We start from the raw sequence: 14150 nt of genomic DNA, 5'->3' as shown, positions 1-14150 counted from the left end.
CCTTTGTTGTTATTTTTGCATTGTTGTTATTTTTGACATTTCGGGCACCAGAACGTCGAACGGCCGTTCTGGGTGAAACGCCTGACGATACCCTCGCAGCCCGACGTGCGGCATGTCTCGCCTTCGCGGTCGTAGACCTGGAACGAGTGCTGGAAATAGCCGAGATCGCCGTTGGTCAGGCGATGGTCGCTGATCGAGGAGCCGCCGGCCTTGATCGCCTGGTTCAGCACCGAATGGATCGCGTCGACCAGCCGTTTGGCGTGGTCGGTGGGCTCGGCCTTCCTGGTTGCGAGCGTCGCGGCCAATCGCCGCGGCGACAGATGCGAACGAAACAGCGCCTCGCAGACATAGATATTGCCAAGCCCCGCCACCACGCGCTGATCGAGCAGCGCCGCCTTCAGGCTGGTCTTCTTGTTGTGGCAGGAGCGCGCCAGCATCGCCGCGTCGAACTCGTTGCCGAGCGGCTCGGGTCCGAGCCCCTTCAGCAGCGGTTCATCCTCGATCGCGTTGCGGGCGATGATCTTCATGTAGCCGAAGCGCCTGGGGTCGTTGAAGACGACGGCCGCGCCCGACGACATGTGGAACACGACATGATCATGCGCGCGCTCGTCGCTGCGCGGATGGTGGAATTGCCCGGGCGTCGCCGCGCCGTCCTGCTTGTGGACGCGGAACGAGCCCGACATGCCCAGATGCATCAGCAGCACGTCGCCGGAGTTCAGGTCCGCCATCAAATATTTGGCACGGCGGCCGAGCCCGGTGATGGTCCGGCCCTCGAGCCGGGCGATAAAGTCTTTTTGAAACGGAAACCGTAAATCCTTGCGGCGGGCCTCGGCCTTGAGGATTTTGGAGCCTTCCATGGCCGGTTGCAGGCCGCGGCGGACGGTCTCGACTTCGGGTAATTCCGGCATGGCAGGCATTCACCTTTTGGAAGTGACGTGATAGCGCCATTGCGGCCGCCGCGCTATGGTTTGGCTGGAGCGTTTTCGAGCGGAGCGGACACCGGTTCGCGTGAAGAAAACGCGACCAAAAAGGTAAGAGTTCTGAGTGATGGATCGGCCGGATCAAACCACCCATTTCGGCTTCAGGGACGTGCCCCTGGGCGAGAAGCAGACGCTGGTGAACGACGTGTTTCACAGCGTGGCACAGCGCTACGACCTGATGAACGATCTGATGTCGGCAGGCCTGCACCGGGCCTGGAAGGACGTCATGATCACGACACTCGACCCGCCGAAGGGCGACCGGCCGTTCGCGCTGCTCGACGTCGCCGGCGGCACCGGCGATATCGCGTTCCGGGCTGCCAAGACCGCGGGCACCGGCTTCCACGCCACGGTCTGCGACATCAATTCCGACATGCTCGCCGTCGGCCGCGAGCGCGCCGTCAAGCAGCACCTCGATGACCGCGTGTCGTTCGTCGAGGGCAATGCCGAGACGCTGGGCTTCGCCGACCGCGCGTTCGACGCCTACACCATCGCGTTCGGCATCCGCAACGTGCCGCAGATCGAGCTGGCCCTGCGCGAGGCCTACCGGGTGCTGAAGCCCGGCAGCCGCTTCCTGTGCCTGGAATTCTCCACCGTCGATGTGCCCGGCCTCGACAAGATCTACGACCTGTTCTCCTTCAAGGTGATCCCGCCGCTCGGCCGCGCCGTCACCGGTGACGCCGAGTCCTATCAATATCTCGTCGAGTCGATCCGCAAATTCCCGCGGCCGAACGCGTTCGCCGAGATGATCGGCGCCGCCGGCTTCGCGCGCGTGAAGTGGCAGAGCCTCTCCGGCGGCATCGTGGCGCTGCATTCGGGCTGGCGTTTGTGATCTCTGCACTGACCCACATCGCGCGCCTTGCCCGCGCCGGTTTCGTGTTTGCGCGCGAAGGCGTGTTCGGCGTCGTCGATCCCGCGCTGGTGCCGCCGCCCGGACAGCTCGCGCTGAAGATGGCGCGGCTGATCGAGCGCCGCTCCGCCAAGTCGGGTCCGCGGCTGTCGCGGGCGCTGACCCGGCTCGGGCCCGCCTATCTCAAGCTCGGGCAATTCCTCGCCACCCGCCCCGACGTGGTCGGCGTCGCGATGGCGCGCGATCTCGAAAGCCTGCAGGACCGGCTGCCGCCGTTCGCGCAGGAAGAGGCCGAAACCGTCATCACGCAATCGCTGGAACGGCCGCTGGCGCAGGCCTTCGTGCATCTCGGTCCCGCGGTGGCCGCAGCCTCGATCGCGCAGGTGCATCGTGCCGAGGTCGAGCGCGCCGGCGTGCGGCAGCAGGTTGCGGTCAAGGTGCTCCGGCCCAACGTCGCCGCGCGCTTCCGCCGCGACCTCAGCGACTTCTTCTTTGTCGCGCACAAGGCCGAGGCGCATTCCGCCGAGGCGCGGCGCTTAAGGCTGATCGAAGTCATCAACACGATGTCGCGCTCGGTCGCGATGGAGATGGACCTGCGGCTGGAAGCGGCCGCGCTGTCCGAGATGGCCGAGAACACCCGCGACGATCCGGATTTCCGCGTGCCCACGGTGGATTGGGATCGCACCGCGCACAGCGTGCTGACGATGGAGTGGATCGACGGCATCGCGCTGAACGATCACGCTCGCCTCGCGCAGGCCCAGGTCGACCTGCCCGATCTCGGCCGCAAGGTGATCCAGAGCTTCCTGCGCCACGCGCTGCGCGACGGCTTCTTCCATGCCGACATGCATCCGGGCAATCTGTTCCTCGACGAGGCCGGCCGCCTCGTTGCGGTGGATTTCGGCATCATGGGGCGGCTCGGGCTGAAGGAGCGGCGCTTCCTGGCCGAGATCCTGCTCGGCTTCATCACCCGCGACTATCGCCGCGTCGCCGAGGTGCATTTCGAGGCCGGCTATGTGCCGGGCCACCATTCGGTGGAGAATTTCGCGCAGGCGATCCGCGCCATCGGCGAGCCGATCCACAATCGCACCGCCGAGGAAATCTCGATGGCGAAGCTGTTGACGCTTCTGCTCGAGGTCACCGGCCTGTTCGACATGCAGACGCGGCCCGAGCTGATCCTGTTGCAGAAGACCATGGTGGTGGTCGAAGGCGTGGCGCGCGGCTTCGACCCCAAGCTCGACATCTGGAAGATCGCCGACCCCGTGGTGCGCGAATGGATCACGCAGAATCTCGGCCCCGCCGGACGTATCCAGGGCGCGATCTCAGGCGCGGGCGAGCTCGGCCGCATCCTCTCCAACCTGCCGGCGATTGCCAACCGCGCCGTGACCGTGCTCGAGCAGCTGGAGAGCATGACGCTGGAGGGCCACATGCTGTCGTCGGATTCGATCGACGCAATGGCCCGCGCCGAGGCCCGCAAGGCGCGGGTGCAGACCGTCGGCCTCTGGGTCATCGCCATCGCCTCGATCGCAATCTTCTTCGCCATCCGGGCGCACTGATTGCAATGCATGCACTGTGTGCTAGCATCGCTATCATTGCGCATGATCTTTCTCGGAAAACCGCTTCGCACTTTTCCGGATCATGCCTTGAGGGCACGCCATGGCCAGCCTGACCATCCGCAAACTCGACGACACCCTGAAGGCCTATCTGCGGCTGCGTTCCGCCAGGAACGGGCGCTCGGTCGAGGAGGAGATCCGGGTGATCCTCCGGGACCTTGCAGAGGGCGGTCCGGAGCCCACGGAGACGCCCGCCGCTGGTTCCGTGACAGTGACTGCCCCTGTTCCGCGGGCCGCCAGCGTGGCCAGCGAGCCCCGGATCACCCTGATCATCGGCGGCGGGATCGCCGCGTACAAGGCGCTGGATCTGATCCGGCGGCTCAAGGAGCGGCACATCCAGGTCCGCTGCGTGCTGACCAGGGCGGCCCAGCAATTCGTCACCCCGCTCGCCGCCAGCGCGCTGTCGCATGAGCGCGTCTACACCGACCTGTTCGACGCCGAGAGCGAGTTCGACGCCGGTCATATCCGCCTGGCGCGGGACTGCGACCTGATCGTGGTGGCGCCGGCCACCGCCGACCTGATGGCCAAGATGGCGCAGGGCCATGCCGACGATCTCGCCACCGCCACGCTGCTGGCGGCCAACCGGCCGATCCTGCTGGCGCCGGCGATGAATCCCTTGATGTGGAACAACCCGGCCACCCGCCGCAACGTGCTGCAGCTCCGCCGCGACGGTGTCCATACCGTCGGCCCCAATGCGGGCGAGATGGCGGAAGCCGGCGAGGCCGGCATCGGGCGGATGGCCGAGCCTGTCGAGATCGCCGCCGCCGCCGATCGCATGCTGCGGCCACTGCTGCCGCGCCCGCTCGCCGGCAAGCGCGTGCTGATCACCGCCGGGCCGACCCATGAGGCGATCGATCCGGTTCGCTATATCGCCAACCGTTCGTCCGGCAAGCAGGGCTTTGCGATCGCCGCCGCCGCGCGCGCCGCCGGCGCCGAGGTGGTGCTGGTGACCGGCCCGGTCGAGCTCGGCGATCCCCAGGGCATCTCGGTGATGCGCGTCGAATCCGCGCGCGACATGCTGCACCGGGTCGAGGCGGCGCTGCCGGTCGACGTCGCGATCTTTGCCGCCGCGGTCGCCGACTGGCGGGTCGCCAGCGAAGGCAGCCAGAAGCTGAAGAAGACCGCGGCCGGGATGCCGCCGCTGCAACTGGTCGAGAACCCCGACATCCTCGCGACCATTTCCAGGCTGAAGGAGAAGCGGCCGCCGCTGGTGATCGGCTTTGCCGCCGAGACCGAGCACCTGATCGAGAACGCCAAGGCGAAATTCGCGCGCAAGGGCTGCGACTGGATCGTCGCCAACGACGTCTCGCCGGCGACCGGCGTGATGGGCGGCGACCGCAACACCGTTCACCTGCTGTCGCGCGAGGGCAAGGAGGTCACCGTCGACTCCTGGCCGGTCATGACCAAGGAAGAAGTCGCGACCGCGCTGGTGTCGCGGATCGCCAGAGCCGTAGGAACCGCATCGTGAGTGCCACCATCAAGGTCGAAGTCCACCAATTGCCGCACGGCGCAGACCTCCTGCTGCCGATCTACCAGACCGCCGACGCAGCCGGCCTCGACCTGTTGGCCGCGGTGCCGCGGTCGGCGCCGCTGCTGCTGCTGCCGGGCCGCTACGAGATGGTTCCGACCGGGCTGACGATCGCGCTGCCGCCGGGCTACGAGGCGCAGATCCGGCCGCGGTCCGGCCTCGCCGCCAAATACGGCGTCACGGTGCTGAACTCGCCCGGCACGATCGATGCCGACTACCGCGGCGAGATCAACGTGCTGCTGATCAATCACGGCCACGAGGTGTTCTCGATCCGGCGCGGCGAGCGCATCGCGCAGATGGTGATCGCGCCGGTCACCCGCGCCGAGCTGGTTCCGGTCGACGTGCTGTCGCCAACCGATCGCGGCAGCGGCGGCTTCGGCTCGACCGGCCGCTAGCGCAGCCGGAACCACTTCACCTCGCCCCGCGTGCGGGGAGAGGTCGGAACGCATCGTCAGATGCGTTCCGGGTGAGGGGGAGTCTCCGCGAACACAGCTATCAAACGTATCCGCTGAGACAGCCCCTCACCCCAGCCCTCTCCCCGTAAGAACGGGGAGAGGGAGCTCAGCGCCTTCGCGGCTAGAGAAGTGTGCGGACGGCTCCGGGAGATCACGCTTCGCGCGCACGCCCCGCACAATTCGCGTAAAATCCACACCACCGGCGGCATTTTTTCACAGCGGATTCTGCGTTCACGGTCTGGACTCTTACTCGCCGAGTCCCGTTGGGATTATTCTGTTTTGATTCGAGCGCGACGGGGGTCTTCGTCGGGCTGTCGGGTCCTGCTTGGGCATGATCCACGGACAAACGCGAAACGTTTGCCGTGAGGGAACACCGGTCTCCTCTTTTCCGGATCATGCCTTAAGGTTTGTGCGTTCTGGGGCAACATATGTCGGGCGTAGTCGCGGCAATGCGTCGAACCCTGCTGTCATGCACCTCACTGGCGCGCGACGGCATGATTGGGCTCGCCATGTCAGCATTGCTGCCGGCCCGCACCTCGTTCGCGGCGGAGAGCCTGGTCGCCCAGGCGATGTCAGATCATTTCGGCTTCAATCATCAGGAGGTCGCGGTTCTCGCGACGTCGTTCGCTCTGGTCGGCTTCTCGGCCGTGGCCGCGATCCTGTTGATGCGCACCCGCCTGCGCGCGACCCGCAACGAGGAGCAGTTGCAGTCCGAGATATCGGACCTGCAGGCGCAATCGGACCGGCTGCGCGCGCTGCTGTTCGTCGAGCCGCAGGTCCTGATCTCCTGGGCCGCCGGCGACAACCGGCCGCAGATCTCGGGCGACATCTCGCTGGTGATGTCGCAGGAGAGCTCGCCGCAACGCATCCTCGCCTTCGGAACCTGGCTGCCGCCCGAGCCGGCGCTGCAGATGGACCATGCCGTCGACGCGCTGCGCGAGAAGGGCGAGGCGTTCCTGCTCAACCTCTCGACCTCGGCCGGCCGCGCCATCGAGGCGATGGGCCGCGCGATCGGGGGACAAGCCATCGTGCGGATCCGCGAGCTCGGCGGCCTGCGCCGCGAGCTCGCCGAATCCAACCTGCGCTACAAGACGCTGCAGGAAGAGACCGAACTGCTGCGCGATTTCGCCGCCGCCGCCCCCTGGCCGATCTGGGCCAAGAGCCTCGAGGGCAATTTGCGCTATGCCAACGCGGCCTATGTCCGCGCCACCGAGGGCAAGAGCGTGTCGGATGCACTCCAGCGCAATCTCGAGCTGCTCGAAAGCGACCAGCGCACCGAATTGACCCGCGCCCTGAACGACAACGCGAACTACGCCGCACGGCTGCCGATCGTGGTCAGCGGCGAGCGGCGGATCTACGACGTCCAGGCGCTGAAGCTCACCGGCGGCAGCGCTGGGATCGCGATCGACGCCAGCGAGGCCGCGGCGCTGCGCGCGGCAATCGCGCGGATGGTCGAAGCGCACCGGCGCACCCTCGACCAATTATCCTCCGGTGTCGCGGTGTTCGATGCCGACCGGCGGCTCACCTTCTACAACGAATCCTACCGGCGGCTGTGGGGACTCGACCAGGCCTTCCTTGACAGCAATCCCGACGATTCCAGCGTGCTCGACCGGCTGCGCGCCAACCGCAAGCTGCCCGAGCAGCCGGACTTCCGCGCCTGGAAGGCCAAGCTGCACGAGGCCTATCGCGCGGTCGAGTCCGAGACCTACACCTGGTTCCTGCCCGACGGCCGCGCCATCAGCGTCGTCACCACGCCGAACCTCGAAGGCGGCGTCACCTATCTGTTCGACAACGTCACCGAGAGCCTCGACCTCGCGCGCCGCTATGACCGCCTGACGCGGGTGCAGCGCGAGACCCTCGACAATCTGGGCGAAGCGGTCGCGGTGTTCGGCAGCAACGGCCGCGCCGAACTGTTCAACCCGCCCTTCGCCAAGATGTGGAAGCTGCCGGCCGACGCGCTGCAGGGCGAACCGCATATCGAGCAGGTGGAAGCGCTGTGCCGGCCGCTGTTCGACGACGCGCTGACCTGGCGGACGCTGCGCGAATCGATCACCGCGATCGAGAACCGCGCCCAGGTCGCGCTGAAGCTCGAGCGCAAGGACGGCAGCGTGCTGAACTGCATGACCATCCCGCTGCCCGACGGCAAGACCCTGCTCGCGTTCCAGGACATCACCGACACCGAGAATGTCGAGCGGGCGCTGCGCGAGCGCAACGAGGCGCTGGAAACCGCCGACCAGATGAAGGTGGATTTCGTCCACCACGTCTCCTACGAACTGCGCGCGCCGCTGACCACCATCATCGGCTTCGCGCACTTCCTCAGCGATCCCTCGACCGGGCCGCTGACGCCAAAGCAGGCCGAGTATCTCGACTACGTCACCAAATCGACCAACGCGCTGCTGGCGCTGACCAACAACATTCTCGACCTCGCCACCATCGATGCCGGCGCGATGAAGCTCGAGCTCGGTCCGGTCAATATCGGCCAGGCGATCGAGGCCGCCGCCGAAGGCATCCAGGATCGTCTCGCGACCGACCGCATCACGCTGAAAGTCGATATCGAGCCCAATATCGGCGCCTTTGTCGGCGACGAGCGGCGCGTCGTGCAGGTGCTCTACAATCTGCTCGCCAACGCGGTCGGCTTCTCGCCGCATGACGCCACCGTCACGATCAGTGCGCACCGCACCGAGCACAGCGTGGTGTTCGCGGTGACCGACGCCGGTCCCGGGATTCCGGCCGAGATGCGCGACAAGGTGTTCAACTGGTTCGAGAGCCATTCCCATGGCTCGCGGCATCGCGGCGCCGGGCTCGGCCTGTCGCTGGTCCGCTCCTTCGTCGAACTGCATGGCGGACGGGTGCGGGTCGATTCGACCGTAGGCCGCGGCACGACCGTGACCTGCGACTTCCCGATCGACCAAAGCGCACATCGCAACGCCGCGGAATGACGGCGAGCTCGACATTCTCGGTGGCGCTCGCGAACGAGACCGCGACGTCAGAGCTGATGGCCGACCTCGCGCTCCTGATCGGCGCCGGCGACGTCATCACGCTGTCCGGCGACCTCGGCGCCGGCAAGACCGCGGCCGCCCGCGCGCTGATCCGCTACCTCGCCGCCGACGATACGCTGGAAGTGCCGAGCCCGACCTTCACGCTGGCGCAGAGCTACGAGCTGCCGTCGTTTCCGCTGGTTCATGCCGACCTCTACCGCATCAACGATGCCAGCGAGCTGGAGGAGATCGGGCTGTCGCCGCTGCCCGACGACGTCGTGGCGCTGATCGAGTGGCCGGAACGCGCGCCCGACGCGATGCCCGCTGACCGCATCGACATCGCCTTCAGCCATCGTCCGGCGCTGGGATCGGCCGCCCGCGCGGCCGAGATCACCGGCTATGGCAAGGCCGCGGCGAAGGTCGCGCGGCTCAACGAACTGCGCCAGTTCCTGGAGCGTGCGGGCTTCCTCCATGCCCGGCGCGAGCGCATGCCGGGAGACGCCTCGACGCGCTCCTATGCGCGGCTGCGCAACGACGACGGCACCGTGATCCTGATGAACTCGCCGCGCCGACCCGACGGTCCGGCGATCTACAATGGCCGGTCCTACAGCGCGGCGGTGCATCTCGCCGAAGATGTGAGACCTTTCGTCGCGATCGGAAACGGTCTGCGCAAGCAGGGCTTCTCCGCACCCGCGATCCGGCACACCGATCTCGAATCCGGCTTCCTCATCACCGAGGATCTCGGCGCCGAAGGCGTCATCGAGGGCGATCCGCCGCAGCCGATCGCCGAGCGTTACGAAGCTGCCGTCGACATGCTGGCGGCGCTGCATCGCGAGGCGCTGCCCGACACGCTGCCGCTGACGGCAGACGAGAGCTACGACATCCCCGTATTCGACATCGACGCCTGGCTGATCGAGATCGGGCTGATGCTGGAATGGTATCTGCCCGACCGCGACGTGCAGCCGAGCGAGGAGATCCGCAGCGAATTCCTCGGGATGTGGCGCGGGCTTCTGGAAAAGCCCGCTGCGGCACCGCAGACCTGGGTGATCCGCGACTTCCATTCGCCCAACATCATCTGGCTTGCCGAGCGCACCGGTATCCTGCGCGTCGGCATCATCGACTTCCAGGACGCGCTGCTCGGCCCCGCGGCCTATGACGTGGTGTCGCTGCTGCAGGATGCGCGGATCGATGTGCCCGAGCAGCTCGAACTGTCGCTGTTGACCCGCTACATCAAGGCGCGGCGCGCCACAGACGAGAACTTCGATCCGGCCGGCTTCGCCGAGCTCTATGCGATCATGTCGGCGCAGCGAAATACCCGCCTGCTCGGCACCTTTGCGCGACTCAACCGCCGCGACGGCAAGCCGCAATATCTCAAGCATCAGCCGCGGATCTGGACCTATCTCGAACGGTCGCTCGCCCATCCGGCGCTGACGACTTTCCGCATCTGGTACACAGCCAACGTCCCTCCCCCAGTACCTTAGTTTACGGGTTATTAGCCTTGGGTCCCCTAAGCTCGCTGAGTCCGCACCTCATCCATGGCGCGGCCGGATCGGGAGCAGGACCACACGATGGGGACGGAACGACGCAGGGGCGATCGTGTCACGTTTGAGCGCGGCATAGCGGCGCACATGATGGGCATCGACGGCACCTGGCGGCGTGACTGCACCATGGAAGACGTGTCGGAGACGGGCGCCAAGCTCACCGTCGACGGCTCGGTCGAGGGCCTGAACCTGAAGGAGTTTTTTCTGCTGCTGTCGTCCACAGGATTGGCCTATCGCCGCTGCGAGCTGGCATGGGTCAATGGCGACCAGATCGGCGTCAACTTCCTCAAACAAGGCGACAAGAAGAAGAAAACTGCCAAACGCGGCGCGCAGGCTGCCGACGTCTAGGCTGTTGCCGTCTTACGGCCGTCATGTCTCGTGACTATGGCGTCTGATTGATGTGCTTGCCGAATCGCCGTGATATGATCGGCGCATGAGAGATGATGACCGAGAATATCCGGAAAATGCCCGTCACTCCCCATAAGGCCATGGTGCTTGCTGCGGGTCTCGGCGTGCGCATGCGCCCCCTGACCAACACGATGCCGAAGCCGCTGGTCAGCGTCGCCGGCCAGCCGCTGCTCGACCATGTGCTCGACAAGCTCGCCGGCGCCGGCGTCACCGAGGCCGTCGTCAACGTACACTATTTGCCCGACCAGATCATCGAGCACGTCAAGCCCCGCAGCCGCCCCCGCGTGATCATCTCCGATGAACGCGACCAGGTGCTCGGCACCGGCGGCGCGGTCGTGAAGGCGCTGCCGCTGCTCGGCGATGCGCCGTTCTTCCATCTCAACGCCGACACGATGTGGATCGACGGCGTGCGCTCCAATCTGGCGCGGCTGGCGGAAGCCTTCGATCCCGCGCGGATGGATATTTTGCTGTTGATGGCGCCGACCGCCTCGAGCATCGGCTATAGCGGCCGCGGCGACTATTCGATGCTGCCGGACGGCGCACTGCGCAAGCGGCGGGAAAATCAGGTGGTGCCGTTCGTCTATGCCGGCGCCGCGATCATGTCGCCCTCGCTGTTCGCGGACGCTCCGGCCGGCGAGTTCTCGCTGACCAAGATGTTCGATCGCGCCAACGATCAGGAGCGGCTGTTCGGCCTGCGGCTCGACGGCGTCTGGATGCATGTCGGCACCCCCGACGCGATCCAGGCCGCGGAAGACGCCTACCTGGAAAGCGTCGCTTAAGCGACGCTTTCGTCAATCATCGGCGTCGATCGCAAGAACCGCGAAGCTCGCGAGCCAGTGCTCGCCCATATAGTCGCCGGCGATATACGGCAGGCCGGCGTCGAGATGGCGTCGCGCGACATCGAGCAGGATCGGCCGACGCGCATCGGCTTCCGGCAATGCAGCGGCCAGCGCGCGCCAGCACCAGGCGCGGCTGAGATTGAGCCCATCGAGATGTGCGAGCTTGCCGTCGCTGCGATCAGTGACCGTGGCAGGCCGAAACAGCGTCGCCGGTTCGCGTTGCGCGAGCCGCGGCAGGAAGCGGTCGAACCAGGGCTGGAAGCCGCCGGGCGGCAGCAGCCGCCGCATGCATTCCGCCTCGATCAGCGCCGAGGACTGGAAGTCGTCGCCGCTCGGCTCACCCCATGCGGGACAATCCTGATCGGCGCCGTACCAGCGCAGCGCGGTGTCGCGCAGCAGCGCGGCAAGTGCTTCGTCGTGCGTTGCTGTGGCATAGTCGGCGGCCATGCGAAGCCCGAACGCAGTGTTGAAATGCGTGCCGACCCGCACCGGATAGGTGGCGAGCGGCAGGAAATCGCGGAAGCGCTGCGCGAAGATCCCGGCGAGCGGCGCGATGCGGTCGCGCCAACTGAGGTTGGCGAGGAATGAGAGCTCCGCCGCGAGCTTCAACAGCCAGCCCCAGCCGTAAGGCCGCTTGAAGCCGCGCGCGGTCGGGGCCGCGAGATAGGCGCATTTGGCCGCGAATTTTTCGGCAACGAACTGCGCATCGAACAAGGCGCGGATCTCATCCGCCGCTTCGGATGCCGGATAGCGGCGCAGCAGCCGGGCGAGCATCCAGTAGCTGTGGACGCAGGAGTGCCAGTCGTAGCTGCCGAAGAACACCGGATGCAGCTCACGCGGCGTGCGCGCATCCTGCGGCCCTGCCAGCACGTGATCCGGCTTGTTCGGATACTCGCGCGTGACATGGCCGAGCGCGATGCGGGCGAAGCGGACGGCGAGGTCTTCGGTCAGGATCATCTCGCTCATGGTGAGGACTTCTCCTTTCGCGCGCGGCGAACCAGCAGCTCGATCAGCCGCGGCGTCATATAGATCGGAAACTGCGTGGCCGCGAAGAACAGCGCCGTCATCGGCGACACAGCCGCGCCCATCGCCGACCAGACCAGTCCGACATTGCGGTTGCCGACAACGAGACCGCCGGTCAATCGCGCCGCCAGATTGCCCGGCGTGAGCAGCGCGCCAAGCGCTTGCAAAGCGAGATTGCAGGCGAAGGCAAGCCCGACACAGGTCGCCGCGTCACTCGGCTGCGTCTCGATCTGCGCCCGCACCCCGGCCATGGCGGCAATTGCGAACAGCAACAGCGAGCCGAGCACGACGGCATCGATGATACGGGAATGCCGCACCAATTGTGCCGCGGCTTGACGGCGCAGCAGCAATGCCAGCGCGCCGGCGCCGCCGACCAGCAGCGCCAATCGCGTCGCAAGCGCCAGCGGATCGAGCGCAAGACCGGCAAATCCCGCCGCGATCAGCGGCACCGTGACCGGCGCCAGCGCCATCGACAGCAGCGTCACCGCCAGCGGAATGGTCGCGTCGAAACCGAGCATGCGCGCGACCGCTGCGGTGCCGCTCGACGGCGGTGCGCAGACCGACAGCACCAGCGCGACGATCAGCTCCGGCCGGAATCCGGCTCCGCGCGCCGCGAAGCCGGCCGCGAGCGGACAGACCAGCATCGCCAGCGCCGGCAACAGCAGCCAGACCAGCGGCCGCCGCAACGCGCGCCGGAACGCGGCGCCGTCGACCTGGAGGAAGGTGCCGAGCACCAGAACGAAGATCGCCGCCGCCATCAGCGGACGCACGCCATCCGCCAGCGCAGGGAAAGCCAGCCCTGCCAGCACGCCGATGATCAGCAATGTCGGTCCCCGCGGCACCAGCCTCGCAAATCGCGCCAAATCTCTGGGTCCCGTCGTCATGTCCTGCCAGCGAGCATAGGTCCGGGCAGATCATTATTGAAATCGATTATTGATATAGCCATTATTGTCGTAATGAATTTAGCTTCCGTCGATCTCAACCTGCTGGTCGCCTTCGAGGCGCTGATGGAGGAGCGCCACGTTACCCGCGCGGCCGAGCGGATCGGGCTGGCGCAGCCCTCCATGAGCAGCGCGTTGCGGCGACTGCGCGCGCTGTTTGCGGACGAATTGTTCCTGCGCGCCGGTGCCGGCATGCAGCCGACCGAAAAGGCGCTGGCGCTGGCCGGACCGATCGGCGAAGCGCTGCGCCAGATCCGGGGCGCGTTGGCGCCCGACGAAGGCTTCGATGCGGCCACCGCGCGACGGCGCATCACCATCGCGGCGACCGACTATGGCGATCTCGTCCTGGTGCCGGAACTGACGCGCCTGCTGCGCATCGAGGCGCCCGGCATCGACCTCGCCGTGCGCCCACTGATTGAAACGACGATGGCGCTTGCAAAACTCGAGCGTGGCGAACTCGATGCGCTGATCGGCGGCCATCTGCCCGACTCGCCCCGCTGCGTCCGGCACCGGCTGTTCGAAGAGCGCTTCGTCTGCATCCGCGACTCCGCGCGCGCGAGCCGATCTGCACGCTTGAGCCTGGAAGACTATGCGACGCTGCCGCACGCGCTGTTCTCGGCGGCCGGCGGCGACGGCTTGCCCAGCGTGATCGACGCGCTGCTGGCGCGCCATGGATTGAAGCGGCGCGTGGCGGTGACGCTTGCGCATGTGGTGGCCGTTCCTTTCGCCGTGGCCGGCACCGACCTCATCGCCACCATGTCCGAGCGCGTCGCCCGGTGCTTCACGCATCTGGCCGAGATTGCCGTCGCCGCGCCGCCGATCGAGATCCCCGCCTTCGCGATCGACCTGATCCATACAAGCCGCGCCGCCCAGGATCCGGCGCTGCGCTGGTTCCTGGATGCCGTCGATCGCTGCGCCGCCCGGCTGCGGCATTGAACGATGTGCCTGACCGGCAGGGGTGGCTAACGATGGCCGCGGCTTCCTATATTGGCGCCTGATT

The 14150-nt window shown here is 66.8% G+C and carries 12 protein-coding genes; 9 read left to right on the top strand and 3 right to left on the bottom strand.

The window, feature by feature from the left end:
- Positions 1 to 26 precede the first annotated feature (26 nt).
- Positions 27 to 908: a bifunctional DNA-formamidopyrimidine glycosylase/DNA-(apurinic or apyrimidinic site) lyase gene (gene mutM / locus BI327_RS24095; protein ID WP_076864262.1), complete on the bottom strand. Its 882-nt coding sequence runs from the start codon at positions 906 to 908 to the stop codon at positions 27 to 29.
- A gap of 139 nt (positions 909 to 1047) precedes the next feature.
- On the opposite strand from mutM, the gene ubiE reads away from it, so the two are divergent.
- From ubiE to BI327_RS24055, 8 genes are all read left to right on the top strand, one after another.
- Positions 1048 to 1809, top strand: coding sequence for a bifunctional demethylmenaquinone methyltransferase/2-methoxy-6-polyprenyl-1,4-benzoquinol methylase UbiE (gene ubiE / locus BI327_RS24090; protein ID WP_076863615.1), 762 nt, complete (start codon positions 1048 to 1050; stop codon positions 1807 to 1809).
- The gene (gene ubiB / locus BI327_RS24085; RefSeq protein ID WP_076863613.1) at positions 1806 to 3380 is read left to right on the top strand and encodes a 2-polyprenylphenol 6-hydroxylase; all 1575 of its coding nucleotides are present in this window, start codon (positions 1806 to 1808) and stop codon (positions 3378 to 3380) included. The genes ubiE and ubiB overlap by 4 nt, the downstream gene beginning before the upstream one ends.
- Positions 3381 to 3480: 100 nt before the next feature.
- A complete protein-coding gene (gene coaBC / locus BI327_RS24080; protein WP_076863611.1) occupies positions 3481 to 4905 on the top strand; it encodes a bifunctional phosphopantothenoylcysteine decarboxylase/phosphopantothenate--cysteine ligase CoaBC in 1425 nt (474 codons plus the stop codon).
- A complete protein-coding gene (gene dut, locus BI327_RS24075; RefSeq protein ID WP_076863609.1) occupies positions 4902 to 5360 on the top strand; it encodes a dUTP diphosphatase in 459 nt (152 codons plus the stop codon). Before coaBC ends, dut begins: the two co-directional genes overlap by 4 nt.
- A gap of 488 nt (positions 5361 to 5848) precedes the next feature.
- The gene (locus tag BI327_RS24070; RefSeq protein WP_076863608.1) at positions 5849 to 8359 is read left to right on the top strand and encodes a sensor histidine kinase; all 2511 of its coding nucleotides are present in this window, start codon (positions 5849 to 5851) and stop codon (positions 8357 to 8359) included.
- Positions 8356 to 9879: a tRNA (adenosine(37)-N6)-threonylcarbamoyltransferase complex ATPase subunit type 1 TsaE gene (tsaE, locus tag BI327_RS24065; RefSeq protein WP_076863606.1), complete on the top strand. Its 1524-nt coding sequence runs from the start codon at positions 8356 to 8358 to the stop codon at positions 9877 to 9879. Before BI327_RS24070 ends, tsaE begins: the two co-directional genes overlap by 4 nt.
- An 87-nt stretch (positions 9880 to 9966) precedes the next feature.
- Positions 9967 to 10287 (top strand): PilZ domain-containing protein, encoded by a 321-nt coding sequence (locus BI327_RS24060; RefSeq protein WP_076863605.1) that lies wholly within the window; start codon positions 9967 to 9969, stop codon positions 10285 to 10287.
- A gap of 116 nt (positions 10288 to 10403) precedes the next feature.
- Positions 10404 to 11126, top strand: coding sequence for a nucleotidyltransferase family protein (locus BI327_RS24055; RefSeq protein ID WP_076864261.1), 723 nt, complete (start codon positions 10404 to 10406; stop codon positions 11124 to 11126).
- A 12-nt stretch (positions 11127 to 11138) separates the two neighbouring features.
- Here BI327_RS24055 and BI327_RS24050 read toward each other — a convergent pair whose 3' ends face one another.
- Positions 11139 to 12152 (bottom strand): DUF2891 domain-containing protein, encoded by a 1014-nt coding sequence (locus tag BI327_RS24050; RefSeq protein ID WP_076863603.1) that lies wholly within the window; start codon positions 12150 to 12152, stop codon positions 11139 to 11141.
- Entirely contained in the window at positions 12149 to 13072 is a 924-nt protein-coding gene (locus tag BI327_RS24045; RefSeq protein ID WP_245334917.1) for a hypothetical protein, read from the bottom strand. Before BI327_RS24045 ends, BI327_RS24050 begins: the two co-directional genes overlap by 4 nt.
- 93 nt (positions 13073 to 13165) lie before the next feature.
- Here BI327_RS24045 and BI327_RS24040 point away from each other — a divergent pair, with 93 nt between their 5' ends.
- Positions 13166 to 14086 (top strand): LysR family transcriptional regulator, encoded by a 921-nt coding sequence (locus BI327_RS24040; protein ID WP_076863600.1) that lies wholly within the window; start codon positions 13166 to 13168, stop codon positions 14084 to 14086.
- Positions 14087 to 14150 lie beyond the last annotated feature (64 nt).

The organism is Bradyrhizobium mercantei, assembly GCF_001982635.1.
GTDB classification, from domain to species: Bacteria; Pseudomonadota; Alphaproteobacteria; order Rhizobiales; family Xanthobacteraceae; genus Bradyrhizobium; species Bradyrhizobium mercantei.
Note: the sequence above shows the minus strand (reverse complement) of the source record. Positions and strands in the feature narration are given on the sequence as shown.

Bases quoted from the DNA above. Each gene is read 5' to 3' on its own strand.
- mutM (WP_076864262.1), bottom strand. From the start codon at position 908: ATGCCGGAATTACCCGAAGTCGAGACCGTCCGCCGCGGCCTGCAACCG.
- ubiE (WP_076863615.1), top strand. From the start codon at position 1,048: ATGGATCGGCCGGATCAAACCACCCATTTCGGCTTCAGGGACGTGCCC.
- coaBC (WP_076863611.1), top strand. From the start codon at position 3,481: ATGGCCAGCCTGACCATCCGCAAACTCGACGACACCCTGAAGGCCTAT.
- BI327_RS24070 (WP_076863608.1), top strand. From the start codon at position 5,849: ATGTCGGGCGTAGTCGCGGCAATGCGTCGAACCCTGCTGTCATGCACC.
- tsaE (WP_076863606.1), top strand. From the start codon at position 8,356: ATGACGGCGAGCTCGACATTCTCGGTGGCGCTCGCGAACGAGACCGCG.
- BI327_RS24060 (WP_076863605.1), top strand. From the start codon at position 9,967: ATGGGGACGGAACGACGCAGGGGCGATCGTGTCACGTTTGAGCGCGGC.
- BI327_RS24055 (WP_076864261.1), top strand. From the start codon at position 10,404: ATGCCCGTCACTCCCCATAAGGCCATGGTGCTTGCTGCGGGTCTCGGC.
- BI327_RS24050 (WP_076863603.1), bottom strand. From the start codon at position 12,152: ATGAGCGAGATGATCCTGACCGAAGACCTCGCCGTCCGCTTCGCCCGC.
- BI327_RS24040 (WP_076863600.1), top strand. From the start codon at position 13,166: ATGAATTTAGCTTCCGTCGATCTCAACCTGCTGGTCGCCTTCGAGGCG.